The organism is Burkholderia sp. Ac-20353 (assembly GCF_017104785.1).
Taxonomy (GTDB): domain Bacteria; phylum Pseudomonadota; class Gammaproteobacteria; order Burkholderiales; family Burkholderiaceae; genus Burkholderia.
This window is the reverse complement of record NZ_JAAGPL010000077.1, coordinates 1-24,106: the sequence shown is the minus strand read 5'-3', so window position 1 is coordinate 24,106 and position 24,106 is coordinate 1. Positions and strand designations below refer to the sequence as shown.

The 24,106-nt window shown below is 65.0% G+C and carries 16 protein-coding genes and 2 riboswitches; of the genes, 7 read left to right on the top strand and 9 right to left on the bottom strand.

Annotated features, from left to right (window positions below; genetic code table 11):
• Positions 1 to 9: 9 nt before the first annotated feature.
• A complete protein-coding gene (aspT, locus tag G3N94_RS21700) occupies positions 10 to 1,755 on the bottom strand; it encodes an aspartate-alanine antiporter (protein WP_205794620.1) in 1,746 nt (581 codons plus the stop codon).
• Between the two features lie 646 nt (positions 1,756 to 2,401).
• On the opposite strand from aspT, the gene G3N94_RS21695 reads away from it, so the two are divergent.
• A complete protein-coding gene (locus tag G3N94_RS21695; protein WP_205794619.1) occupies positions 2,402 to 2,824 on the top strand; it encodes a potassium channel family protein in 423 nt (140 codons plus the stop codon).
• A 60-nt stretch (positions 2,825 to 2,884) separates the two neighbouring features.
• On the opposite strand, the gene G3N94_RS21690 is transcribed toward G3N94_RS21695, so the two are convergent.
• On the bottom strand, positions 2,885 to 3,895 hold the full coding sequence (locus G3N94_RS21690) for an AraC family transcriptional regulator (protein WP_205794618.1): 1,011 nt from the start codon (positions 3,893 to 3,895) through the stop codon (positions 2,885 to 2,887).
• A gap of 245 nt (positions 3,896 to 4,140) precedes the next feature.
• Here G3N94_RS21690 and G3N94_RS21685 point away from each other — a divergent pair, with 245 nt between their 5' ends.
• Complete coding sequence (locus G3N94_RS21685) at positions 4,141 to 5,115, top strand: alpha/beta fold hydrolase (protein ID WP_241022004.1); 975 nt, start codon at positions 4,141 to 4,143, stop codon at positions 5,113 to 5,115.
• A 144-nt stretch (positions 5,116 to 5,259) separates the two neighbouring features.
• Here G3N94_RS21685 and G3N94_RS21680 read toward each other — a convergent pair whose 3' ends face one another.
• On the bottom strand, positions 5,260 to 8,178 hold the full coding sequence (locus G3N94_RS21680) for a bifunctional YncE family protein/alkaline phosphatase family protein (protein ID WP_205794617.1): 2,919 nt from the start codon (positions 8,176 to 8,178) through the stop codon (positions 5,260 to 5,262).
• Between the two features lie 420 nt (positions 8,179 to 8,598).
• On the opposite strand from G3N94_RS21680, the gene G3N94_RS21675 reads away from it, so the two are divergent.
• A complete protein-coding gene (locus G3N94_RS21675; RefSeq protein ID WP_205794616.1) occupies positions 8,599 to 10,143 on the top strand; it encodes an alkaline phosphatase family protein in 1,545 nt (514 codons plus the stop codon).
• A 514-nt stretch (positions 10,144 to 10,657) separates the two neighbouring features.
• Positions 10,658 to 11,707: an SGNH/GDSL hydrolase family protein gene (locus G3N94_RS21670; RefSeq protein ID WP_205794615.1), complete on the top strand. Its 1,050-nt coding sequence runs from the start codon at positions 10,658 to 10,660 to the stop codon at positions 11,705 to 11,707.
• Positions 11,708 to 11,827: 120 nt separating this feature from the next.
• Here G3N94_RS21670 and G3N94_RS21665 read toward each other — a convergent pair whose 3' ends face one another.
• On the bottom strand, positions 11,828 to 12,376 hold the full coding sequence (locus G3N94_RS21665) for a hypothetical protein (RefSeq protein ID WP_205794614.1): 549 nt from the start codon (positions 12,374 to 12,376) through the stop codon (positions 11,828 to 11,830).
• 32 nt (positions 12,377 to 12,408) lie between these two features.
• Between G3N94_RS21665 and G3N94_RS21660 the strand changes: the two genes are divergently transcribed.
• On the top strand, positions 12,409 to 12,657 hold the full coding sequence (locus G3N94_RS21660) for a hypothetical protein (RefSeq protein ID WP_205794613.1): 249 nt from the start codon (positions 12,409 to 12,411) through the stop codon (positions 12,655 to 12,657).
• Between the two features lie 48 nt (positions 12,658 to 12,705).
• Here G3N94_RS21660 and G3N94_RS21655 read toward each other — a convergent pair whose 3' ends face one another.
• From G3N94_RS21655 to cobW, 5 genes are all read right to left on the bottom strand, one after another.
• Positions 12,706 to 13,581: a sulfite exporter TauE/SafE family protein gene (locus tag G3N94_RS21655; RefSeq protein ID WP_205794636.1), complete on the bottom strand. Its 876-nt coding sequence runs from the start codon at positions 13,579 to 13,581 to the stop codon at positions 12,706 to 12,708.
• Entirely contained in the window at positions 13,578 to 14,117 is a 540-nt protein-coding gene (locus tag G3N94_RS21650) for a VWA domain-containing protein (protein WP_205794612.1), read from the bottom strand. Before G3N94_RS21650 ends, G3N94_RS21655 begins: the two co-directional genes overlap by 4 nt.
• Positions 14,118 to 14,257: 140 nt before the next feature.
• On the bottom strand, positions 14,258 to 15,388 hold the full coding sequence (locus tag G3N94_RS21645) for an ATP-binding protein (RefSeq protein WP_205794611.1): 1,131 nt from the start codon (positions 15,386 to 15,388) through the stop codon (positions 14,258 to 14,260).
• The gene (gene cobN, locus G3N94_RS21640) at positions 15,385 to 19,188 is read right to left on the bottom strand and encodes a cobaltochelatase subunit CobN (RefSeq protein WP_205794610.1); all 3,804 of its coding nucleotides are present in this window, start codon (positions 19,186 to 19,188) and stop codon (positions 15,385 to 15,387) included. The genes G3N94_RS21645 and cobN overlap by 4 nt, the downstream gene beginning before the upstream one ends.
• 6 nt (positions 19,189 to 19,194) lie before the next feature.
• Positions 19,195 to 20,274 carry a cobalamin biosynthesis protein CobW gene (gene cobW / locus G3N94_RS21635; protein WP_205794609.1) on the bottom strand — a complete coding sequence of 360 codons (1,080 nt, stop codon included), beginning with the start codon at positions 20,272 to 20,274 and terminating at the stop codon, positions 19,195 to 19,197.
• 313 nt (positions 20,275 to 20,587) lie between these two features.
• Positions 20,588 to 20,854: riboswitch (cobalamin riboswitch) on the bottom strand.
• 257 nt (positions 20,855 to 21,111) lie between these two features.
• Between cobW and G3N94_RS21630 the strand changes: the two genes are divergently transcribed.
• Together G3N94_RS21630 and cobA are read left to right on the top strand one after the other, a co-directional pair.
• The gene (locus G3N94_RS21630) at positions 21,112 to 22,959 is read left to right on the top strand and encodes a DUF3857 and transglutaminase domain-containing protein (protein WP_205794608.1); all 1,848 of its coding nucleotides are present in this window, start codon (positions 21,112 to 21,114) and stop codon (positions 22,957 to 22,959) included.
• Positions 22,960 to 23,093: 134 nt separating this feature from the next.
• Positions 23,094 to 23,264: riboswitch (cobalamin riboswitch) on the top strand.
• A 190-nt stretch (positions 23,265 to 23,454) separates the two neighbouring features.
• Positions 23,455 to 24,106: uroporphyrinogen-III C-methyltransferase (cobA, locus tag G3N94_RS21625; RefSeq protein WP_205794635.1), on the top strand; the 652-nt coding region annotated here is incomplete at its 3' end.

Here is a 24,106-nt window from a genome sequence, read left to right as displayed (position 1 = left end):
CCGGCCCGTTCACGTCATTACCATCACGATCACCATGCCCCAGATAGTCAACAACGTATTGCCTACCGCGTAGGTCACGGTGTAGCCGAGGCCCGGAATCTGACTCTTCGCCGCGTCGCAGATCATCCCGAGCGCCGCTGTCGTGGTTCTGGCGCCAGCGCATACCCCAAGCAGAATCGCGGGATGGAAACGGAACACGTACTTGGCGATCAACATCCCCAGAATCAGCGGCAGCGTCGTGGCGAAAATGCCCCACAGGAACAGACTGATCCCCAGGTGCTGCAAGCCGGCAACGAAACCTGGACCAGCCGTGATGCCAACGACGGCGATAAAGACGTTCAGACCGACTGAGTTCATGAACCAGACCGTCGGTTCTGGAATACGGCCGAACGTAGGATGAATCGCGCGCAGCCAACCGAAGACGATCCCGGCTATCAACGCGCCACCGGCGGTCGAGAGCGTGATCGGAACTGCTCCCACCTTGATGACCATCGCGCCCAATAGCGCCCCCACGGTCATGGCCAGCATCACGAAGGCAACGTCGGCTGCATTGGTCGGCCTGTCCAGCACACCCAGTGCTTTCGCGGCGGCAGTCGTGTCCTGCGTTCGACCGACGATCGTCACGACGTCGCCCCGATGCAGCACGGTGTTGGGCAGAACCGGGATCTGCGTTTCTGTCGGACCTCGCTTGATCTTGCGCAGATAGACGCCGCGCGCAGCAGGCAAGCCGGCGAGTTCGTGCAACGTCCTTCCGTCCACGGCTTTGCTGGTCACGTAGACATCCACGCCTTCCGCCGGCACCGCAAGCAATTCAGGATCGTCTACTTCGAGGGCTGGCGCGACGCGCGTCGAGACGGCATGCTCGCCGTCATGGCTAGTGTCCCGATCTCTTGCACCAAGTAGCAAAATCAGCTGCTCGCGAGGACCGGCGACCGCCACCACGTCATCGGGCTGCAGAACGAGATTCAGCGTCGCCTCTTCGATCACGTTTGCGCGTCTGACCCGCTCGATGAACAACCGCGCGCCTTCGGGCTCAAGTGCTTCCACCTCGCGCACCGTCTTGCCGGCAATCGTGCTATCCGGGGCGATCCTGTAGGCGCGCAGTTCATACCGGTGCCATGCCTGGCCTGCGTCACCCGGTTCCTGCGCACCGCCCACGCTCGCCTCGTACTCCCTGCACGCGGCTACCAGATCGATGCGCAACAGTTTCGGGCCCAATGTGGCAAGAATCACGGCGGAGCCAACGGTGCCAAAGATATACGACACGGCATAGGCGGTCGGCATCTGATCCAGTAGCGCCTTGGCCTGGTCGGCCGGAAGCCCGAGCCGGTTGATGGCGTCCGTGGCGAGGCCCATCGATGCCGAAATGGTCTGTGATCCGGCGAACAGTCCGGCCGCTGACCCTACGCTGTAGCCCGCCAGTTTCGCGGCAATGACCGGTATCGCGAGACACAACACGCATTGAACGACGGCGAACAGAGCCTGTGGCAAGCCATCCTTTGCGATTCCGCGGACGAACTGCGGCCCGACTCCATAGCCCACGGCAAACAGAAACATCAGGAAGAACACCGACTTGACGTTCGGCGAAATGGAAATATGAAGTTGCCCGATTACGATGGCCGCCAGCAAGGTTGCCGTCACGGCACCGAGACTGAAGCCCTTGATGCTCTTTCCCCCCACCCAATAACCGATTCCAAGAGAAAGAAATACGGCTATCTCGGGATAGTGCTGCAGTGTTCCAGCCAGCCAGGACATCGGTGCTCCTTGTTTTAGATTGGTCAACACAGGCGATCCAGCGCACTCGTACGGATTTCATGCATCTCGCTCGATGCGCGGCTGAATCGCTGTTTCATCCGGCATGACCAGCGCCGGTCATTGCCGCGCGGCGACATGCCGCTTCCTGGGCCCAGGCACGAACAATTGCCGCAGCGCCGTCAAAAGCCCAAGGAAGACGCCCGCACAAGCGAGCGGAACGGCCAGCATCAGGAACGCAGCGAGAATGACCTTCAATATGAACATCGCTTTCACTCTGTTTGAACAGCAGTTGATCAGGATCCGTCCGCTTGGCGAAGCATCGCCTCGCTGTCGGCAAACGACAGGATCTGCACAGCGAGGTGATGCTGATTCCACTCAAGGCAAACGCACAGACGCACGATCGCAAAAACGCCGTGACTGTGATTTGATCTTGGTCATGTAAAACATGAATGTGATTCACATTCACAAAGAAAGATATGAATGACCCTCACATTTTGGCAAAATCGTCGAATAGCCCTACACAAGAGCGTTGAGAACGTCGCGTAGCAGACCTGCTGTTCGCTGTCGAACAACTCGTCGAGATGGGTGGGTACGATGGAACAACGATGAGTAGAACCGCAATCTCGAATATTTCGATGGCCGCTACATGAGCGACGATGCCGGGAACGATCTCCACAGTGAAATTTCGCCACACCACGCTGCGGTTGAAGTCACAAAAATTTTCTGGCGACTGCGCCGCATTCTGGCGATCTTGCTCGTACTCTTCCTTATCCTGGCCATTCTGATGTACTACTTCGGCGGAGCAATTGATACAGCCACGCGAACTCCGTCAACACCTGGCGAGACGCTCTATTTTTGCGCGGTCACGGCGCTGACAATCGGCTATGGCGACATCGTGGCGACAACAACCGTCGGCCGAATCATCGCAGTCTTGCTTGGTTTTATCGGAATACTAATGACTGGCGTCGCGACGGGCTCCACGGTATCCGGCATTCAGGTTGCCGCACGTCGTCCTGGCCATCGACGCGATAGACACGATAGACACGAGGAAAGATCGCATAGGGTCTGATGTCCATCGCCACGCCATGAGCAACCTCGACACCTCCGGCATCGATCGAGAATCTGCGCGCTACGCGCGCAATCGCGTCATGCTCGGCGCCGTGCCCGTCCATCGCTTGTAGGCCTGCGAAAACGACGACACGTCGCTGAACCCCAGCTCCTGCGCGATCTCCTTGATCGACAGGCGTCCCTCGACGATCAGCGCATGTGCCCTTGCCTTGCGCACCGCGTTCGAGATGTCCCGGAAGCAGGCGCCCTCTTCCTGCAGCCTGCGCTTGAGCGTGCGTTCGCTGGTGTTGAGCAGCGCCGCGATGTCCTTCAGCTGCGGCGGGCTGTCGAACGTGTGCGTGGCCAGGTATTCATTCAGGAAGGACACGATATCGAGGCGGGTTCGCCGGCGCGCGAGCAGCTCGGCACACATGCGCTCGCACATCGCGGCGGTGGCGGCATTCGCCTGGGGCAGCGGCCGCTCGAGGTGCGCATGCTCGAACGTGATCGCGCTGGCGCGCTGGCCGTACCGGACCTTCGCGCCCAGCACCTGACTCTTCCCGCCGGGCTCGCCGTCGTAAGCCAGATCGAATGTCGCGAGTGCGAAATCGCTGCCGATCACGTCGCGCAGCACCCGGCAGGTGGCGCCCATTGCGCGCCCGACGAAGAAGCGCTGCAGATCCGCAGACAGCTCCGGCGCAGGCTCGAACGTGACCACGTCGTGCGGCCCGGCTCGACGATACGCCATCCCGACGTAGGTGTACGTCAGCGCCAGATAGCGGCCTGCGAGCGCGATCGCCGCCATGCCCGTCGCGCTGCTCATCATCCCGTATCCCAGCAATCCGTAGGCGGACAGCTGGTACGACAGGCCGAGCTTCAGGCCCAGGTCGGCTTCGTGCCCGGTGAGCGCCAACAGGTTCGACGCGACTGTCAGCTCCTGCGCTGCCAGCACCGTGAAGTCCGGATCGGCGAGTTGCTTCTGCGTCAGTTGCGAGCCTTTGAGCAACGCCGACGGCGAGATCTTCCGGCCGCGTCCGTACGCGATCATGAGCAGGACCGAAGCCGGGCTGCGTGCAAAATTCCAGACGTTCATCGGGCGCCTCGCCGTGAGTGTTGGCCTAGATTCTAAAGCGGTTGGCCTGCCCCAACATGGATCGCCGACGGCTGCCCGACGAAGATGGTGGGCATCGCAACCCGCACCGCAACGCCGCCATGACCCTCATCCCTGCCATTCGCCGAGCCAGACCGCTGCTGCTCGCGATCGGCGCGTCGACCGCACTGAGTGCGCCCGCACACGCCGAAGAAGCCACCCCATCAAACCCGACCGAGTCAGCCTCCATGCCGATGACCTACGCAAGCCAGCCTGTCTGGCGCGACATGCAGAAGTTTCTCCCGCCCGAATTCCAGTGGAAGGATGATCAATTGCCACGTGAGGAATGGTGGAACTGGAACGGCCATCGCCTCCATCTCGACACGTACCGCAACCCGCAAGCGAAGGTGAAGGTGATCCTGTTTCACGGCGTCGGCACGAACGGGCGCCAGATGTCGATGATCCTCGGCGAGCAACTGGCGCGGCGCGGCTACGAGACGATTGCGGTCGACATGCCCGAATACGGGATGACCGAGGTCGCCAAAGGCGCGCTGGTCCGCTACGACGACTGGGTGCGCGCCGGCAGCGACCTCGTCGATGCGGAACTCGGCAAGGACAAGCGCCCGATCGTGCTTTACGGACTGAGCGCGGGCGGCATGCTCACGTATCACGTGGCCGCGATGAACCGGAAGGTGAAGGGCATCGTCGGCATGACCTTTCTCGACCAGCGCCTTCAACAGGTGCGTGACGAGACGGCACGCAATCTGTTCATGAGCCGCGTCGGCGGCCCGATGTTGAACCTCGGCGCGATGACGCCGCTGAAAGCCTTGCGCATCCCGATGACATTGGCCAGCAAGATGTCCGCGCTGGTCAACAACGACGCCGCGCTGAAAGTGTGGCTGTCCGACCGGCGCTCGGCAGGCAATGCGATGACGATGGCCTTTCTCAGCTCTTACATGTCGTATCAGCCGGTAGTGGAGCCCGAGCAGTTCGACGTCTGCCCGATCCTGCTGACCCAGCCCGCTGCGGACCGGTGGACGCCGCTGCACCTCAGCGAACCGTTCCTCGCGCGGGTCCGGAAGGTGCCGGTGAAGGTGGTGATGCTCGACAACGCCGGGCACTATCCGCTCGAGCAACCGGGGCTCTCGCAGATGGTGGATGCGATCGATGCGTTCTATCGCGACGTGACGACGCAAGCCTCCGGGATCAGCACGCTGCGTTGAACGGGAAGCGTCGCTCCAATGCGACCTTTGTCAGACCGCTGTTGGTCGCGATCATCGACGGCCAGACGGCTGCCATTGCCGCACGTGTTGCCACCACGCTGGCGGGCGACGCGCGCTGCGTCGCCCGTGCAGTCGTGCCGTGCGTCAGTCGTCCGTATCGGCAATCTGCTGACCGCGGAGCACCGTCGGATACGGTCGCTTGCCCTTGATGCCGGACCACAGCACCTTGTTGTATTTGGCGGGCGGCACCTGATCGGCCTCGTCGAAATTGAAACCCGCGGTGACGCGGTCCCAATAGGCGGCGTCGTGCGTCGGCTTGACGTCCGGACCCCGTGCGAATTGCACGGCGCCGTCCTGCCCGCCCAGCGCCAGCGTCGTCGTCTTCAGGACGGTCGAGATGGTTGCGTCGTAGGTCCATGCGCCTGATGAATGGATGTCGAAGACGTCCGTCATCGGCCGCTGATAGGCCGTGTTCAGATTGATGTGCTGCGTGCCGAGAATGTCCTCGATCGTCCGCAGCACATTCACCTGGCTGTAGCGCGTCTTGACCACCGCGTGCTGCTTGACGTACGGCCCGACCACATAGGTCGTCGCTCGATGCGAATCGACGTGATCCGGGCCGTCCTGGCAATCGTCTTCGGTGACGATGATCAGCGTGTCTGCCGCATAGGGGCTGTGGGCCACGGCCTCGACGAGCCGGCCGACTGCCAGGTCGTCGTCGGCCTGCTGGGTTTCCGGCGTGTTGACGCCGGCGAGTGCGGTACCGAAGCTGCCCGTGTGATCATGGCTGAAGCGAACCGTCGACAGGCTGGGCAGGTTCCCCTGCGCGACGAACTGGTCGAATTCGCGTTTCCATTCGTTGTACCGCCACAGGTCCGGATAGTTCTGGTCGTAACCGCGGAAGTAGACGTCGGTGAATGCGGCGAGCGTCGGTTCGAGCGGGGCCGCCTGCACGATACCGGCCGCGAACGGGTTCGACACCGGCGAACTCTTGGTGCCGATGCTGCCGATATTGTTGACCAGGAATCCGTAATTGCGCACGGTGCCCCCTGCTTCGAGCACGGCATTGAAGATGTAGCCCTTCTGGATTCCGAACGGTGCGTCGGACGACGCGTGGTTGCCAACGCCCGCCAACAGGTTGACCGGGCCGCCGGCCAATCCGCCGGCCCCGCTGCTGTATGCGCCGTTGGTTGCGTGGTCGCGTTCCGCGACGGTTGCCAGATTGACCGGCACGTTGCGGTTCGACCCTTCGGATTCGTAGGACAAGCCACGGTTCACGGCCGCGTAGTTGATCTGCTGGGTGATCGTTTCGGTATTGGTCACGCGGCCCTGCAACGCCCATGACCAACCGTCCATGCTGCCGTCGCCGGGATCCATGAAATTGTCCAGCGTGACGAAATTGCTCGCGATGCTGTGGAAATTCGGCGTGATGTTCTTGCCGAACATGGTCAGCGCCGGAGCCGTGTTCGCACCGTTGTGCAGGTCGCCGAGGATCTGGTCGAACGTGCGGTTTTCCTTGACGATGTAAATGACGTGCTTGATCCGGTTGCGCAGGAACTCGATCTTCCGCTCCCCGTGTTCGGCCGTATCTTCCGAGTAGAAGTTGTTCCGCGCAACGATCTCCGTCAACTCATGGAGTTCTTGCGCGTTGGGCACTTTCGCGCTGACGAGCGACGCGCGTTCGAGCTGGAACTGATACTGGTTCGACGCCCTCGCCGCGGCCGCGGCTGCCGCGTTGCCACCCGGGAAGGTCACGTTGGTGACGAGTTCCGTGTGGCCATACAGGTGGCCGGGGTTGGCGCCCGTGATGCTCTTGCCGTTCACGATATACATCCAGTTCCCGTCGGCGCTGAACGTAATGTCGTGCGGCTCGTAGGCCGTCGGGATCAGGCCCGTGACCTTGTTCGCATTGGGGCCGGTGAGCGGGATCACGGCCACCGAGTTCGCGCCGGCATTCACCGCGTAGAGCGTCTTGCCATCCTTCGAAAGCGTGACCGCGAACGTGGCCGCGCCCGTGTACTTCGTGCCGAGCAACAGGTTCGCCGGACCGCGCGCGTCGATCTTCGCGGTGACCGTGTTGCTCGCGGTGTCGATGACAGCGACCTGGTCGGCATTGTCCTGCGCCACGTACAACCTGGCCTGCGACGCATCGAGCGTCATCCCGAGCGCATTGCCGTCGAGTTTGATGCGCTTGATCAGGTGGCCGGCGACAGGCGACGAGATGTCGACCACGACGACTTCGCGATCACGATCGGAAGACACATACGCGGTGCCATTGCCCTTGACGACCACCGCAAACGGAAAGGTTCCGCCGGCGCCGCCGTCAGTGCCTTCATTGTTCGCACGATAGGGACGAAGGTCGTGCTCGTAGCGGACCGTGTGCGTGGTGGTGTCGATCACGCTGATCGAATCGTTGTAGTTGTTGGCCACGACCAGCGTCTTGCCGTCGGCGGACAGCCCCAGGCCGCCCGCATTGGGTTGTACACCGAGGAGCCCCAGGCCCTGGCCCGCATGCCCCAGCGCGATTTTTGCCGTCTGCGACCAGGTTCCGCCGGTCCGCTGATACGCATACACGGCATCGTCAGCACCACCCGCCGCATAGAGCGTGCTGCTGTCCGGCGAGAACACCAGGCCGACAAAGGCGTTGGCCTGCTTGATCACCTGGGTCAGCACGGGCTTGGCCATATTGGCACCCGCCACGTTGTAGAGAAACAGGTATTGCGTCGAGTTTGCCGTGTCGACGCTGCCATCGGGCGCATAGAGCGAATTCTGCCCCGCGCACAGCACGGCGAGCGTCGTGCCGTCGGGGCTCAGTTGCGAACGCACCGCTTCGCCGGCAACGAAGTTCGGGTACGCGGGCAGGCCCGGATTGAGCGGTTGCAGCACCGCGGCCGTGAGATGCTGCGGCGTGATGTACTGGCCCGTCGCCAGCGACATCCTGCCGCTGTGTTCCGTGGCTTCCCTTTCGTTCGCGGAATCGGCGTGCGCGCCCTGTATGGCAATCAGCGCTGCCGATGCGACGACGCACAACTTGAAGACATGTTTGGGTGAACGATTCTTCACGATTGCTCCTTGAAGAAAGGCGTGCCGAATGTCGGACGCGCGCGACGGTGAGGCGGCAAGACGATCCGTTACGGAAAATTACAAGCCGTGTTGAAAGATAGCGACCGGACATGACGATGACGGGACAACTGCGTGTCCGTGCGGAGGCGGCTGGATGAATCTGCTGAATCACGTCGCCCGATCGACGTGGTCTCGACAGGAAGCGAGCCGCCGCGGAAGCGTCACTGCCCATTCACAACGATGCGGGAATGCCTGCTCATAGTCTGACGATTTGTGTGCGACGGGCGCGTGTCACCGAAGTGCCACACCCGCCGCCTAGGCTGGACTCAGCCGTCGATCCGATCGCCATCGTTCTGATGGTCGCGACAAGGTGCGCTCCGGGAGCGCCCCATTCCATTGACAATAGATAGGAGTCCGACAATGAAAACGCAGAAGCCCAACAGGTTGATGTTGTCCGGGATGGCGGCGGCCATGTTGTGCGCGGGACTGTTGACATCGATCCCGGCCCGATCGGACAGTGAATTCTCCACCAGGACCCCGATCAAGCACATTGTTGTGATCTTTCAGGAGAACGTCTCCTTCGATCATTACTTCGGCACCTATCCGCATGCGGCTCCCAACAAGGATGGATCGAACCTCTTCGGAAAACCGCGGGGCGATACCCCAAGGGTCAACAACCTGCACAGCGCAGGCTTGCTGACCCATAACCCGAACGGCGCGAATCCGTTTCGCATCGACCGCAGCGTGCCCGTGACGTGCGATCAGGATCACGGCTACTCAGACGAACAGTTCGCGTTTCACGGCGGACTCATGGACCGCTTCCTCACGCACAGCTGCAAGGACGCAATCCTCGGCGCGAACAGCACGCTCGGCTACTACGATGGCAACACCGTGACCGCGCTGTGGAACTACGCGCAGCACTATGCGATGAGTGACAACTCGTTCGGAACGAGCTTCGGACCGTCCACCCCCGGCCTTCTGAACCTCGTCGCCGGCACGACCTACAAAGGTACGATCACCAACGGCCTGACGGCGAGCGGCAATATTGCGAACAACGTCAACAGTGGCGCGGTGATCGGCGATCCGGACCCGGCGGGCGACATCTGCTCCAATTCGAAGCGCACCCAGATCACCATGTCAGGCACGAACATTGGCGACCTGCTGAACGCCAAAGGCATTACCTGGGGCGCATTCATGGGTGGTTTCGACAACTGCAAGCTGGCCCACAACAATGTGTCGGGTGCCAGCGCGGGCGCAGACTACATACCCCACCACGCGTTCTTTCAGTACTGGAAGAGCACGCAGAACGCGCAGCATTTGCCGCCGGGATCAGCTGCGGCAATCGGCAGGACCGACCAGGCAAACCATCAGTACGACCTAGGCCGCTTTCACACTGCGCTCGTGCAGCACAATCTGCCGGCGGTCAGCTTCCTGAAAGCACCGGCGTTCCAGGACGGACATGCCGGGTATTCCGATCCACTGGACGAGCAGACCTTAATCGTCGGCGTGGTCAACGATGTCATGCGCTCTCCGGAGTGGCGTGAGACCGCGATCGTGATTGCGTACGACGATTCCGATGGTTGGTACGACCATGTGATGGGACCGATCGTCTATCAGTCCAGCACGAGCGATGACCAACTGCTGGCTCCCGGGAGCTGCGGCCAGCCCGGAACGACTGACCCTGCAGGCGGCACGCAAAACGGGCGCTGCGGATACGGCCCGCGGTTGCCGCTGATGGTGATATCGCCTTGGGCAAAAACCAACTACGTCGACCATCGGGTGACCGACCAGTCATCCATCATCCGCTTCATCGAGGACAACTGGAAACTGCCGCGCATCGGCGATGGTTCTGCCGACGCGGTTGCCGGTACGCTGGACGGATTCTTCGATTTCGATGACGGTCCGCGTGCAGGCCGCTGGATTCTCGATCCGCGCACGGGTGTTGTCGCAGCCTTCGATCGTTGAGCGCCGGATGTTCCGCCGGTCATATGAAGGCGCGAGCGTGCTGTTCGCTCACGTCGGGTTCGCAAGCGTAGCGTTCGCGATTCATACGCGCGACGAACAACTCAACAGCATAGCAAGGTCCGAAACCGCTTGAATATGCGCTCGCGCAATTTTGCGACGCAAAGTTCATCCGGAGATGTACTTACTGTCCTTCCGTGCCGCGCCGCCTATGTTAAAGACGCGTGCGTATGCCTGAAGCAACTTCCGGATACGCATGCGTCGCGGTGCACGGCATTCGCCGGTTATCGGCGCAAACAGGCAGTGCGCCTGCTCGAAGATCAACATGACACGTGTCGCCCTGGCACGCAGCGACTCCGCTTGTTCCCGACAAGATTGCGTCAGCCTGTTCGTTTGGCCCTGAACGTACGGCCCGGCAACGCACGAGGATCTGGCCACATCTGAAGGTGAGCCATTGCAATGGCAGTGAGATCGGGGGATCTCGAACTGCCGATCCGGATCATGGAGGTGAACGAACATGGCAAACGCACTGAGGCGGCAATGGGTGCAGATCATCGTGGCTGTGTTGGTCCTCGCCCTTCCCGGCGCCGCAGGCGCCAGATTGACATTCAGCAGCATCGTCGTGTTCGGCACCAGCCTGTCCGATCCCGGCAATGCATTCACGCTGCTGACTCACCCGCCTGCGGGACTGAGTCTCGCGAGCAACGTCAGCCAGAACCATCCGCCCTACGATACCCTCGACGAGTCGCTGATACCGAGCGCCCCATATGCAAAGGGCGGGCATCACTTCAGCAACGGTGCGACCTGGATCGAGCAGTTCGCGCTGGGCACCGGGCTCGCGTCGAACGTCCGGCCGGCGTTCCGCAGTAGCAGCGGCAACGCACGCAACTACGCGGTTGGTGGCGCGCGGGCTACGCCGTTTCCACACCGGGTCAATCTGCCTGACCAAGTGCAGGCCTTTCTCCACGATGTGAACCGGACCGCTCCGTCGGACGCGCTGTACGTGATCGAGATCGGCAGCAACGATCTTTTTGACGCGCTTGCGGCCTTTTTCGCCGTGTATCAGACAACCGGCAGCCAAAGCCAGGCTTTGGCTGCCGCAAATGGCGTCGTGGCGAATGCGCTGACCGGCATCGCGCAGAACATGCAAGCGCTTTACGGCGCTGGAGCACGAAAGTTTCTGGTCTGGGATGCGCCTAGGCTGGAGCGGACGCCTGCTGTTCTGGCGCTGGGCCAAAACGTTGCGTTCATAGCCAGCAAGCTGGTGGATGGTTTCAATCAGGGGCTCGGCCAGCAGGTTCTGTCGTCGTCGGCACTCGGCGGCTTGCCCGGCATCCAGATCGCGGAACTGGACGTCTCCGGCCAGATGACGACCATCATCAAGTCACCGGGCAACTTCGGGCTCACTGATGTCACGGATCCCTGCATAACCCCGAATACGCCGCCGTTTACGTGCCGGCAACCAGACGAGTATTTCTTCTGGGATGGAATCCACCCGACGAAGACTGTGCACGCATTCATTGCGCAAAACGCGGCAGAGACTTTGGCTCAGTATCCGGGCCCTTAGCGCATCGTTCACGCGCCCTTTTCTGCCCGCTCGCGCCGACCACCGGCGAAGCGCAGGCACAGGCATCGCGCTGCCGTTCGGCCTGACCACACACGAACGGCAGCACTGGAGGTCCGGCGATCAGTCGTGTTGTTCATGCGACACGAAGACCTTCGTGCCCTCGAAGGTCACTTGCACGGCCTGCCGGCAACTGTTTCCACAGGGTGTGCCGTCCAGCGGCGTCAGGGATGTCGGGACGGTCTCCGTCGCGATCAGCGCCTTGACGACCTTCCCGTTGTCGCCGATGACCATTTTCAGGTCGAGTTCGACACCGTTGTCGTACTTGATCGTCATGGTTCCGGTGCAATTCGGGTTCACCGTATAGGCACCGCTCTGGCTCGAGTTGAAATCGGGCGTTCTCGGCACGCCGTTGGCATTGCCGAAGTCGGTCCGCGAGAAATGGCTTACGCCGTCGAACGTGACGATGGCGACGTCATCGAGAATGGACGGCGTGGCAAACGGATGCACGCCTTTCGCATCCAGCAACCCAATGATTTCTCCTTGCGCGCTGAACGCGTATGCGCCTTTCAGTGTGTCGCTCGAGCATGTGCCGGCGGCCCGCGCCGCGCCGCCAAGCGACAAAAGGACAATAGCTGTTGCGGACAAAATGGTCAGATGCTTGCTTTTCATGTTCATCTCCACGTTGTGAGCCGAGCGCCTGAATGAATCAGGCGCTGAGGTTTCTTCATCTGATTGACCTGGGTCAGCCTGAGCGCGAGCTGAAAACCGGCTGTAAAACCGGCGCAGAAAAAGGACGGAAACCGTCGACGCGGTCGTCCATTTTGGAACGAGGGCATTGTCCGCGATCCGATTGCGGCGTTATTGCTGTCGCAGGGATCAACGCTTTGAATGGTGAGTGCTACACCAGGCTGTTATTTATTCCCGGTGTCGGCAGACACGTGCTGAAGTGACGCACCGAATTCTGCGCAAGAGTGACTTTGTGAGTCGGCGACTGCACATCAAGATTGCGTCGCGAAAACAAGTATAGGTGACGAGGAACGAAATGAAACGGTCGAGCGCGTGACAGACGTTCCTGCATGCGTGAAGACGTGTGATTTCCAGATCATTTGGGCAGCCGCAACGAGCACGAACAGCAGCACCACCATCCTGAACATCTTTGGCGGCATCTTGTCGCGCAGCGGGCGCACGATCCACATTCCGGCAATGGCCGGCAGGCTGGCCGCCGCCGAAATCGCGAGGTCAGCGCCACTTGCGTGCGCAGCGCCGTTGAACGTCGTGATCAGCGTGACGATCGACACCACCAGGATGATGGCGATCTGCTTCGTAAACGCCCTTCCAGTCGCGCCGGACGAAATCAGGTAGGTGGCAAGCAGCGGGCCCGGCACCGAAGCGATGCTTTCCATCAGCGCCGCGCCAAACCCGAGCGCGAAACCGACCGGCTTTTGCCATGCCTGCGGCAGGTTGAGCTTTGGCGAACAGAGCATGAGCGTCGCGGCCACGATCAGCAGCGCGCCGGACGCCGCCTGAGCATGCCCCGCATTGAGTGACAGGAGGATGGCGACGCCGACGACGTTTCCGAACACGGTTCCGACGATAGGTGCGGCGATTCGCCGTGCCGTCGCCAGTATCTCGCCACCTTCGAGCGCCTGCGGAATGTTGCCGAGGATGATCGGCATCGACAGCAGAAGCACCGCATGCCTGATCGGCAGGAACTGACTGAGTATCGGCATCGCGACAAGCGGCACGCCGATGCCCGTGATGCCCTTGACCATGCCGCCCAGCAACAGCGCGACGCCGATGCCGGCCAGATCGAAAAGGTCGAGCGCCTGCAGGCTGGAGACCAACACGCCTTCAACTGGATTGAAATGAATCATTGGGTGATATGTCGATACATCAGAGTTTCCGCCGCCACCCACTCCGCCCCCCACGCGGCCGCGAGCCGCTCACCGCGCCCGATCCGCACGGCCGCATCGTCGAAGTCGACGAACACGACCTGATCGGCCGCCGCCGGCCTCTCCGGCATCTCGCGTGTGCGCCCGTCCGTCAGCACCCACAGCCACCGCTGCTTGTCCGGATCGCGGCGCGCATCGTGCGCGAGCAGCGTCGCGGCGGCCGCGATGCCATCCGCGAGCGGCGTGCCGCCGCCACCGCCGACCGGCTCGAGCCAGCGTGCATTCCACCAGCGCGGCACTGCCGGCCCGAAGCGCCGCTCGGCGCCGGCCCCACCGAAGCAGATCAGCGCGGTTTCCGCACGCGCGCGCGCGGCCTGATCGAAATACGCGACGATCAATCCCTTCGCCAGCGCGAGACGATCGAACGACAGCATCGACGCCGAGCAGTCGAGCACGAAGCAATGCAGCGCGCGTGGCGCGCCGGCCCGCTTGCGGAAACGCAGATGATCGGCATGCAAGCGTTCGCCACGCGTGGCCGCGAACGTCGCCGGCCACGCGCCGGCCGCGCCGGCGCGCGCCGTGCCGGGCGTCCGTCCGGTCGCGCCTTGCTGCCATCGAGGACCACGGACCGTGTCCGCGGCGGCGCCGGCTCGATGGCTCAGCGTTTTTTTAGTGGCAGCGGCACCACGCCCTTCACCGCCTGCAGGCCAGCCGGTTCGGGCGGCAGGTAGCCCCAGTCGCGTTGCTGATCCGTCGCGTCGTGCGCGGAGGTGTCGGATGAGCCGGACGCTGCCGCGCGTTCCTGACGCGCGTCGCCGCGCGAGTGCTCGTCGTGCGGGCGTTGCTGCTGCGCTGCCGTGGACGGCGCCGACGCCGGCGTCTGTGGCGCATGGCGCCGATGCAGCAGCACGGCTTCCGCGACGCGCTCGACGTGCTCGACCGTCACCGTAAGCGCGCCGTCAAGCGCAGCAAGCGCACGTGCGGCGCGCAGCATCACGAGGTCCGCGCGCAGCCCGTCGACGGCCGCGTCGATACACAGCGTGCTGACCTGCGCATGCACGGCATCATCGAACGTAAGCGCCGGAAGCCGGTCGCGCGCCGCGCGAATCCGCGCGACCAGTTCACGCTGCGCGGCGTCGTATCGCGTACGAAACGCGTCGGGCTCGAGGTCGAACGCGAGCCGCGCCTTCACGATCTGCTCGCGCTGCGCCGCGTCGTAACAATTCTCGAGCGCGACCATCAGCCCGAACCGGTCGAGCAGTTGCGGGCGCAGTTCGCCCTCTTCCGGATTCATCGTGCCGACCAGCACGAAGCGCGCATCGTGCGCGTGCGACACGCCATCGCGCTCGACAATGTTGATCCCGCTCGCGGCAACGTCGAGCAGCGTATCGACGAGCCCGTCCGCGAGCAGGTTCACCTCGTCGACGTACAGCACGCCGCGATGCGCGCGGGCCAGCAGCCCCGGCTGGAAGCGCACGCCGTGTTCCGCGAGCGCGTGTGCGAGATCGAGCGTGCCCGTCACCTGTTCGTCGCTCGCCGACAGCGGCAGCGTCACGAACTGCCCTTCCGGCAGCAGCTCTGCAAGCGCGCGCGCGGCGGTTGATTTCGCGGTGCCGCGCGGCCCGCTGACGAGCACGCCGCCGAGCGACGGATCGATCGCGGCGAGCAGCAGCGCCTGTTGCAGCGCTGTCTGCCCGACGATCGCGGCAAATGGAAAAACTGCGGGAAACACAGCGGGGAAAGCTGCGGGAGCTACCGCGCGGGCGCGGTGCGTCGTCGGATCGGTCATCGCCGTTCCCCTTCCTGAAGTTGTTCGCTCGCGAGCCACACGGATTCGATCCGCTCGCGATAGTCGCCCGGCTGTTGCCACAGCCCGCGCTGCATCGCCTCGACGAAACGTTCGCAGATGCCATGCAGCGCGCGCGGATTGTGCCGCTCGAGGAACGCGCGGGTGTCGTCGTCGAACAGGTACGCGTCGGCGACGAGCGCATATTGATGATCGGCAAGCACGCGCGCGGTCGCGTCGTAGCCGTACAGGTAGTCGACGGTCGCGGCCATTTCCGCGGCGCCCTTGTAGCCGTGTCGCTTCACGCCGTCGAGCCATTTCGGGTTGACGACGCGCGAACGGATCACGCGCGCGATTTCCTCGCGCAGCGTGCGCATCTTCGGTGCGGCCGGGTTCGCGTGGTCGCCGTGATACAGGCTCGGCTGCCGGCCCGACAGATGCCGCACCGCCGCCGTCATGCCGCCCTGGAACTGGTAGTAGTCGTTCGAATCGAGGATGTCGTGCTCGCGGCTGTCCTGGTTCTGCACGACGACGTCGATCGCCGCGAGCCGCTCGCCGAACACGTCCGGCGCCGCATCGCCCGCACTGTTCTGCGCGTACGCATAGCCACCCCACTGGCGGTACGCGTCGGCGAGATCCGCGTCGGTCTGCCAGCGGCGCTGGTCGATCAGGTCCTGCAGCCCCGCGCCATAGCTGCCGGGCCGCGCGCCGAACACGCGCCAGCCCGCGCGGCGCCGCGCTTCGTCGGGCGGCACGCCCTGCGCGACCCACGTCGCGCGCTCGCGTTCGATGCGCGCGCGGATCGGGTTCAGATGCTCGGGCTCGTCGAGCGCGGCGACGGCCTGCACGGCCGCATCGAACAGATGCATCAGGTTCGGGAACGCATCGCGGAAGAAGCCCGATACGCGAAGCGTCACGTCGATGCGCGGCCGGTCGAAGATCTCGATCGGCAGGATCTCGAAGTCGGTCACGCGATGGCTGCCGTGCGCCCATTTCGGCCGCACGCCGATCAGCGCGAACGCCTGCGCGATGTCGTCGCCGCCCGTGCGCATCGTCGCCGTGCCCCACACGGACAGGCCGATCGCGCGCGGATAGTCGCCGTGATCCTGCAGATGCCGCTCGATCAGTTGCTGCGCGGATTTCAGGCCGAGCGACCATGCGGCCTGCGTCGGCACCGCGCGCGTATCGACCGAGTAGAAATTGCGGCCCGTCGGCAGCACGTCCGGACGGCCGCGCGACGGCGACCCGCTCGGCCCCGGCGGCACGAAGCGGCCGTCGAGTCCGCGCAGCAGCTGGCGCAGCTCTTGGTCGCCGCACGCGTCGAGCGCAGGCATCAGCGTCGCGCGCACGCGTTCGATCACGGGCAGCGTGTGCGTCCACTCGCCCGGCGGCAGCTCACACGGTGCCCCCGGCACACTCACGCACAAACGGTCGAGCCACTGCTGCGCGAGCCGTTCGAGGCGCTCGCGCGTATCACCGGCGTGTCGCCACGGCGACTCGTCGAGGTCCGCCAGCAGCGCGGGCCGTGGCCCATTCCACGGCGCGGCCCAGTCGGCCGCGAGCGGATCGAAATCGTCGCCGAGCGCGAGATCGCGCGCGAGCGCGCCGATCAGCCCGGCGCGCGCCTGCTGCCCGTCGCCGATCGGAAAGCGTGCGAGCGCGAGCAGCGTGTCGCGCCGCTGGCGATCGACCGGCGACATCCCGAACACATGCAGCCCGTCGCGGATTTGCGCTTCCTTCAGCTCGCACAGCCACGCATCGACGCGCGTCAGCAGCGCATCTTCATCACTGGCATCGCGCGGCGGCGCGACACTCAGTTCGTCATGCAGACGATGCTCGGCGATCGTCGCGAGAATCGTCTTGCGCAACAGCTTCGCACGCCGGGCGTCGACCATCAGCGCTTCGTAGTATTCGTCGACCTGCCGCTCGAGGTCCTGCAACGGGCCATAGTTCTCCGCACGCGTGAGCGGCGGCATCAGGTGATCGATGATCACCGCCTGCGCGCGCCGCTTCGCCTGGCTGCCCTCGCCCGGATCGTTGACGATGAACGGATACAGGTGCGGCAGCGGCCCGAGCGTCAGGTCCGGCCAGCACGCGTCGGACAGCGCGACGCTCTTGCCCGGCAGCCATTCGAGGTTGCCGTGCTTGCCGAGATGAATCACCGCGTCGACGCGGAACGCATGACGCAGCCAGAAATAGAACGCGAGATACGCGTGCGGCGGCACGAGGTCCGCGTCGTGATAGCTCGCGTAGTCATTCTCGCCGCGCGAGCGCGACGGCTGGATCCCGACGAACACGTTGCCCGCGCGCCAGCCCGCGATCGTGAAGCGCCGCTGGCGCAGCGTCGGGTCGGCTTCGGGCGGCCCCCAGCGATCGTTCAGCGCGTCGCGCACGGCGGCCGGCAGGCGATCGAAATGCGTGAGGTAGTCGGCGAGCGCGAAGCTCTGGAACGCGGGCCGCAGCGCATGCATCGCCGGGTCGTTGGTCACGCCTTCGGTGAGCCGCGCGATCAGCGCGTCGCCGTCGGCAGGCAGATCCGCGACCCGGTAGCCCGCGTCGCGCAGCGTCGCGAGCACGCCGAGCGCCGACGCGGGCGTGTCGAGCCCGACGCCGTTGCCGATCCGGCCTTCGCTTTGCGGATAGTTCGCGAGGATCAGCGCGACGCGCTTGTCGGCATTGTCGAGCGTGCGCAGCCGGCACCAGCCGCGCGCGAGCGCCGCGACGAAGCCGATGCGTTCGGCGTCGGGCTGGTAGCGCACGACGTCGACCTCGGTGTGCGGGCAGCGGTACGCGAGCCCCTTGAAGCTGACCGCGCGCGTGACGATGCGCCCGTCGACCTCCGGCAAGGCGATGTGCATCGCGATGTCGCGCGCGTGCAGACCCTGGTTGTCGGCGAGCCACGCGTCGCGGTTGCCGCCGGACAGGATCACCTGCAGCACGGGCGCGTCGCCGGCGAGAATGTCGGGCTCGGGACCATCGATCGCGCCGGCCGCGAACGCGGTCGTGTTCAGCACCAGCGCGATGTCGTGCGTGTCGCACAGCTGCGCGATCACTTCGCGGCTCACCGCATCCTTCAGCGACGTCACCGCGATCGGCAGCGGATTCAGTCCTTCGCGGATCAGCGCATCGGCGAGCGCGTCGAACACCGCGGTGTTCGCGGCCTGCCAGTGCGCCTTGTAGAACAGGAGCGCGACGACCGGCGCACCGGGCGTCCAGCGCGGCAGCCAGTCGTCGATGCTGGCCGGATCGCGCGCCGGGTGGTACAGCGCGGCGGCCGGCAGCGGGCGCGGCGGCTCCGGTTCGTCGCCGAAGCCGAGCGTGTGGAACGCGATGCTGCGCAGCAGCGCTTCGGCGTTGTGCGCGCCGCCTTCGCGCAGATAGCGCCACCACATCCGGCACAGCTCGGGTGCGACGGTGCTCTTCGCGATCAGGTTCGGATCTTCCTGCAGGTCGCCTGAGAACATCGCGAGCTGCTGCCGGTGCCGCGACGCGACCGACATCGCCTGTTCGATCCCGTACGGCCAATACGCCTCGCCGCCGAGGTGGTCGATCACGACCGCCTTGGCGTGCCGCAGCACGTCGTCGACGTAGAAATCGACCGATGCCGGCTGGCGCAGGAACGTCACGTTCGCGAGCCGCACGCTCGGGAAACCTGCGGGCAGGCGCGGCACGACGCTCGCGAGCAGCGATAGCGTGGTATCCGCCGAGCTCAGGATCACGATCTCGGCGGGCCGCTGGTCGATCCGGACAACGCCCTGCGTATCGTCGACGAAGCCGCCCGGCGTGGTGCGCAGCAGATGCATCGTGGGTTACGCCTGCTGCAGTTCGGCCGCGAGCGCCGCGTCGAACGCGCACTGCAGCTCGGCCGCGTCGAGGTCCTCGCCGATCAGCACGAAGCGGCTCGTGCGCGCTTCGCCGTCCCGCCAGCGGCGGTCGAAGTAGCTGTCGAAGCGGCGGCCGACGCCCTGGATCACGAGCCGCATCGGCGCGTCCGGCAGCGCGGCGAAGCCCTTCGCGCGATAGATCGTGTGCGTCTCGACGACGCGCTTGAGCGCGGCGATCGTCGCTTCCCGCGAGCCCGCATCGCCGCTGACGACGACCGAGTCGAAGTCGTCGTGATGGTGATCGTGATCTTCGTCGTCGGCCGAGCCATGATGGTCGTGGCGCAGGTGAATGGTGTCCTCGGACGCCGATTCGAGCCCGAGCAGCATCGCGAGATCCAGCTCGCCGCGCGTCGCGCGCACGATCTTCACCTGCGGCGGGATTTCTTCGCGGATCGCCGTCTCGACCTGTGCGAGCTGTGCGTCGTCGACGAGATCGGCCTTGTTGACGATCACGAGATCGGCCGCCGACAGCTGGTCGGCGAACAGCTCGTGCAGCGGCGATTCGTGGTCGAGGTTCGGATCGGCGCGGCGCTGCGCATCGACCGCCTGCGGGTTCTCCGCGAACTGCCCGCTCGCGGTGGCCGGCCCGTCGACGACGGTCACGACCGCATCGACGGTGAAGCTGTTGCGGATCGTCGGCCAGTTGAACGCCTGCACGAGCGGCTTCGGCAGCGCGAGGCCGGACGTCTCGATCAGCACGTGGTCGATGTCCGCGCGGCGTTCGACGAGCGCCTCCATCACCGGATAGAACTCTTCCTGCACGGTGCAGCAGAGGCAGCCGTTCGCGAGTTCGTAGAGCTGGCCGGACGCCTCGTCCTGCGCGTCGTCGCAGCCGATGCCGCAGCCCTTGAGGATTTCGCCGTCGATGCCGAGCTCGCCGAACTCGTTGACGATCACCGCGATGCGGCGGCCGTGCGCGTGTTGCAGGATGTGGCGCATCAAGGTCGTCTTGCCGCTGCCGAGAAAGCCCGTGACGATGGTGACGGGCAGCTTGCGCATGGTCATGGAAGGTCCTGTGTCGAAAATGGGGAAATCAGAAGGCGATCAGCAGCGAACAGACGGGATGGCGACGATTATTCCGCGCAGCGCGGACGGACTGTCGTTGAACAGGCGGAGGAACGAGTCGAGCATGGTGCACCTTGCGAACGGTCGACATGAAAAATGCCAACACGGCCGGCACCGGATGCCCGGGCCCGCGCACGCCGCCGGATGCCTGACCGGCCTCGCACGAAGCGCACGGCGGATCGGAACACGGAAGACGCTCGGGCACCGGACGCACGGTGGCTGCGGCCGTGGACGATGCGCCGCATCCCCGCGGCGCTGAACCCCTCGTCTCGGCCGGTATCCGGGCTGACGAACACGCCGCTTCGCCTTCCCGGACGCACGAAGCATCCAGTGGCGGTCGTCCGCATGCGCAGCAGGCATGCGGCGAAGCGGCGTTGCATTGCGGCGGGCGCAATGCGTTCGCTTACCGTTGCGGGGGCAGCACAGGTTGGCGCGGCCGCGATGCAGCCAGGCTCCCTGTTTCCCGTTTGACTGCGCGCGCAGGAACGCGCGCGCGAGCACCGAAACGCGTGCGAGTGTAGGCGTCGCGGGCGGGAGCGTCAAGGCGGCGTCGGGGCCGGATGCGGAACGATCCGATAGCCCGAACCGTGACGGGACGGGTTCCGGAATTGACGCGCCTTCACCCTCTCGCCCGGGAAACCGCTACGACCGCCCCGCACCGGGGCATGGCCGGGTGAAGGCGCGCTGCAGATCAAATCATCAGACGATTGACGTGGCTGCGGGGATTTGGCTACCGTCTGTCTTGCATCGCCACACCACCATCGACGGGAATTCGACATGAACGTTTCACGCATTGCACGCTACGGCATCGCGGCTCTGCTGATGCTCCGGCTCTCGATTTCATTCGCGGCGGATTATCAGGTCGAACGACTCGACAATGTGATCAAGGTCGACGCATCCGGAAAGCGCGTCGTGAAGGTCGATCTGTCGATCAAGCTGCTGACGGATGCGGCGATCGCCCGCTTCGGCCAGTACGCGCTGTCATACAACGCGCAGTTCGAAAAGCTCGACATCGACGCGGCGCAGACGATGCACGCCGACGGCTCGACGGTTCCGGTCGATAGCGAGCGGGGCATCTTCGACCGCCCGGCGCCTGTCACGATCGCGGCGCCGCAATTCAGCGCCGGGCATTTGCGCATCGTCACGTTTCCCGCGCTCGCGAAAGGCGATTCGATCCGGCTGTCGTACACGCTGACCGACACCGACACGCTGTTTCCCGGCAAATTCAGCGTGCAGCTGTCGTTTCCGCCGATCGAGGACTATCGTTCAGCGAACGTCACGCTCGACACGCCGGACGACATGCCGGTCGCGATCGACGCGCGCGGCATGCGCCAGTCGGCCGATGCGTCCCGCGACGGACGCCGGATCCGTTCCTATCACTACGAAACCCCGCCGTCCGGCCCGCTCGACGAGCAAGCGAACACGGTCGCGTGGACGGATATCGGCCCCGTCTTCATCGCGAGCAACTTCTCCGGCTACGCGGAAATCGCCCACGCGTACCACGAGCGCGCGTTCGACAAGCAGCAACCGGACGACGCGATCCGCCAGCTTGCGGACCAGTTGACCAACGGGGTCCCCGACCGGCGCGAGCAGGCGACGCGGCTGTACGCATGGGTGGCGCGCAACATCCGCTATGTCGGCGTGTATTTCGGTGCGGGGCCGGTCGTCCCGCATCGCGCCGACGAGGTGCTCGCCAACCGCTACGGCGACTGCAAGGATCAGGTGACGCTGCTGTCCGCGCTGCTCGACGCAAAGGGCATCAGGAGCCACGCGGTGCTGGTCAATCTCGGCGATCGCTATCGCCTGCCCGCCGCACCCGATGTCCTGACGTTCAATCACGCGATCATATGGTTGCCGGAATTCGACGTGTTCGCCGATACGACGGTCGGCGTGCTGCCGTTCGGCGCACTGCAGTTCGAGTCGAGCGGCAAGCCCGCGCTCGACACCTCGACGGGCAAGCTGCTCGTCACGCCGCCACAGAACGGCAACAACAGCCGCTCGCTGCTGGCCTATTCGGTCGATCTCGATCGTGACGGCAATGCGACGATGACGGGCGACATCACGCTCGACGGCCAGGAAGTCCAGCGGGCGCGCCAGATGTTCATACACGTCCAGCCGAAACGGCTCGCCGACGAGATGCTGCGCCGCTTCGGGCTCGCGGGCGAGTTGCGGATGCGCCCGCGTCATCTCGACGACCTCGACCAGCCGTTCTCGATCGCGCTGAGCGGCAATCTGAACCAGCTGGCGCTGATGCCCGGCCCCGCGGCCTTTGCGATCCCGTCGCTGCCCAACTTCGGCCAGATCCGCGGCTTCGCCGACTTCGTCCTCCAGCAGAAAAGCAAGGTATTCGAAGGCGTGTGCGCCGGAACCCGGCTCGAGGAGCGCTACCGGATCACGTTGCCCAGCGACGCCGACGTGCTCGCGATCCCGCCGGACGTTTCCGTACGGGCCGGGGAAATCGCCTATCGGTCGACCTATCGCCGTGAAGGCCGGACAGTCGACGTGACGCGCGTGCTCGATCGCAACCTCGGCAGCAACGTGTGCAGCGGCGCGAAGCTCGCCGAGTGGGCAGACGCCGCGCGCAGCATTTCGAAGGATCTGAAGCGGCAGATCCTGTATCGCTAGACGCGCGGCGCGGGCGCGCCGCATCGCGCTGTCTTCGCCCGCGGGGAGCACCAGACACGCCCCCGCGCGCCGCAACGCCTGTGCTATCGTATGCGCCGCGTTCGGTGCTCGCGCCCGCCCTCCGGCGGGCGCAGTTAAACGGGAAACAGGAGGCGAACGATCGTCCGGCCTGTGCTGTCCCCGCAACGGTACGCCGCCCGCGTGACACGCCCTCTGGCGCGCACGCCCATGCCGCCCTCGATGCCACTGCCCGCCTGCCTTGGGTGGGAAGGCCGCGGCCTGGCAAGCGGCCAGCCCGGATACCGGCCGACGCAAGGGGCGAGCGACCCGCTCGCCGAACGCCCGGTCCGCGGGGGACGGACTGCGTGCGCGTGTCTCCCGTGTTCGCACGGGCCTCGTTCAATCCGCTATGCATTGCCTGCCTGCCGGCCGCCTGCGCGCCGCCCGTTTGCCGTTTTCCCCGTCTTCGACACGGTTCGCGCCGTGCTGCCCCCGATGAGCCGCGCGTGGCTGATCGGCGCAGGCCCCGGCGACGCCGACCTGCTGACCCTCAAGGCGGCGCGCGCGATCGGCACGGCCGACGTGCTGCTCGTCGACGATCTCGTGAACCCCGAGGTGCTGCAGCATGCGCGCGCCGATGCGCGGATCGAGCACGTCGGCAAACGCGGCGGCCACGCGTCGACGCCGCAGGAAACGATCGTCGCCGCGATGCTTGCGCACCTGCGCGCGGGCCGCAGCGTCGCGCGCCTGAAAGGCGGCGATCCGTTCGTGTTCGGCCGCGGCGGCGAGGAACTGATTGCGCTCGGCGCGGCCGGATTTCCGGTCGAGGTCGTGAACGGCATCACGGCCGGCATCGCCGCGCCGGCCACGCTCGGCATTCCGGTCACGCATCGCGGCGACGCGCAGGGCGTGATCTTCGTGACCGGCCATAGCGCGGGCGACGACGAGCCCGACTGGTGTGCGCTCGCCGCGACCCGCATGACGCTCGTGATCTACATGGGAATCCGCCGGCTCGGCGCGATCGCCGCCGCGCTGCAGGCGGGCGGCCTGCCGGACGACACGCCGTGCGCGGCGATCGAATCGGCGACGCGGCCCGAACAGCGGCACGTGCTGGCGACGCTCGCGACCCTCGTCCCGGCGGTCGGCG

Excerpts from the sequence above, each read along its gene's own strand:
- cobN (WP_205794610.1), bottom strand. The coding sequence starts at position 19,188 with ATGCATCTGCTGCGCACCACGCCGGGCGGCTTCGTCGACGATACGCAG.
- G3N94_RS21675 (WP_205794616.1), top strand. The coding sequence starts at position 8,599 with ATGAAAACGCAGAAGCCCAACAGGTTGATGTTGTCCGGGATGGCGGCG.
- cobW (WP_205794609.1), bottom strand. The coding sequence starts at position 20,274 with ATGACCATGCGCAAGCTGCCCGTCACCATCGTCACGGGCTTTCTCGGC.
- G3N94_RS21665 (WP_205794614.1), bottom strand. The coding sequence starts at position 12,376 with ATGAAAAGCAAGCATCTGACCATTTTGTCCGCAACAGCTATTGTCCTT.
- aspT (WP_205794620.1), bottom strand. The coding sequence starts at position 1,755 with ATGTCCTGGCTGGCTGGAACACTGCAGCACTATCCCGAGATAGCCGTA.
- G3N94_RS21695 (WP_205794619.1), top strand. The coding sequence starts at position 2,402 with ATGAGCGACGATGCCGGGAACGATCTCCACAGTGAAATTTCGCCACAC.
- G3N94_RS21655 (WP_205794636.1), bottom strand. The coding sequence starts at position 13,581 with ATGATTCATTTCAATCCAGTTGAAGGCGTGTTGGTCTCCAGCCTGCAG.
- G3N94_RS21660 (WP_205794613.1), top strand. The coding sequence starts at position 12,409 with ATGAATCAGGCGCTGAGGTTTCTTCATCTGATTGACCTGGGTCAGCCT.
- G3N94_RS21645 (WP_205794611.1), bottom strand. The coding sequence starts at position 15,388 with ATGACCGATCCGACGACGCACCGCGCCCGCGCGGTAGCTCCCGCAGCT.
- G3N94_RS21670 (WP_205794615.1), top strand. The coding sequence starts at position 10,658 with ATGGCAAACGCACTGAGGCGGCAATGGGTGCAGATCATCGTGGCTGTG.
- G3N94_RS21685 (WP_241022004.1), top strand. The coding sequence starts at position 4,141 with ATGCCGATGACCTACGCAAGCCAGCCTGTCTGGCGCGACATGCAGAAG.
- G3N94_RS21630 (WP_205794608.1), top strand. The coding sequence starts at position 21,112 with ATGAACGTTTCACGCATTGCACGCTACGGCATCGCGGCTCTGCTGATG.
- G3N94_RS21690 (WP_205794618.1), bottom strand. The coding sequence starts at position 3,895 with ATGAACGTCTGGAATTTTGCACGCAGCCCGGCTTCGGTCCTGCTCATG.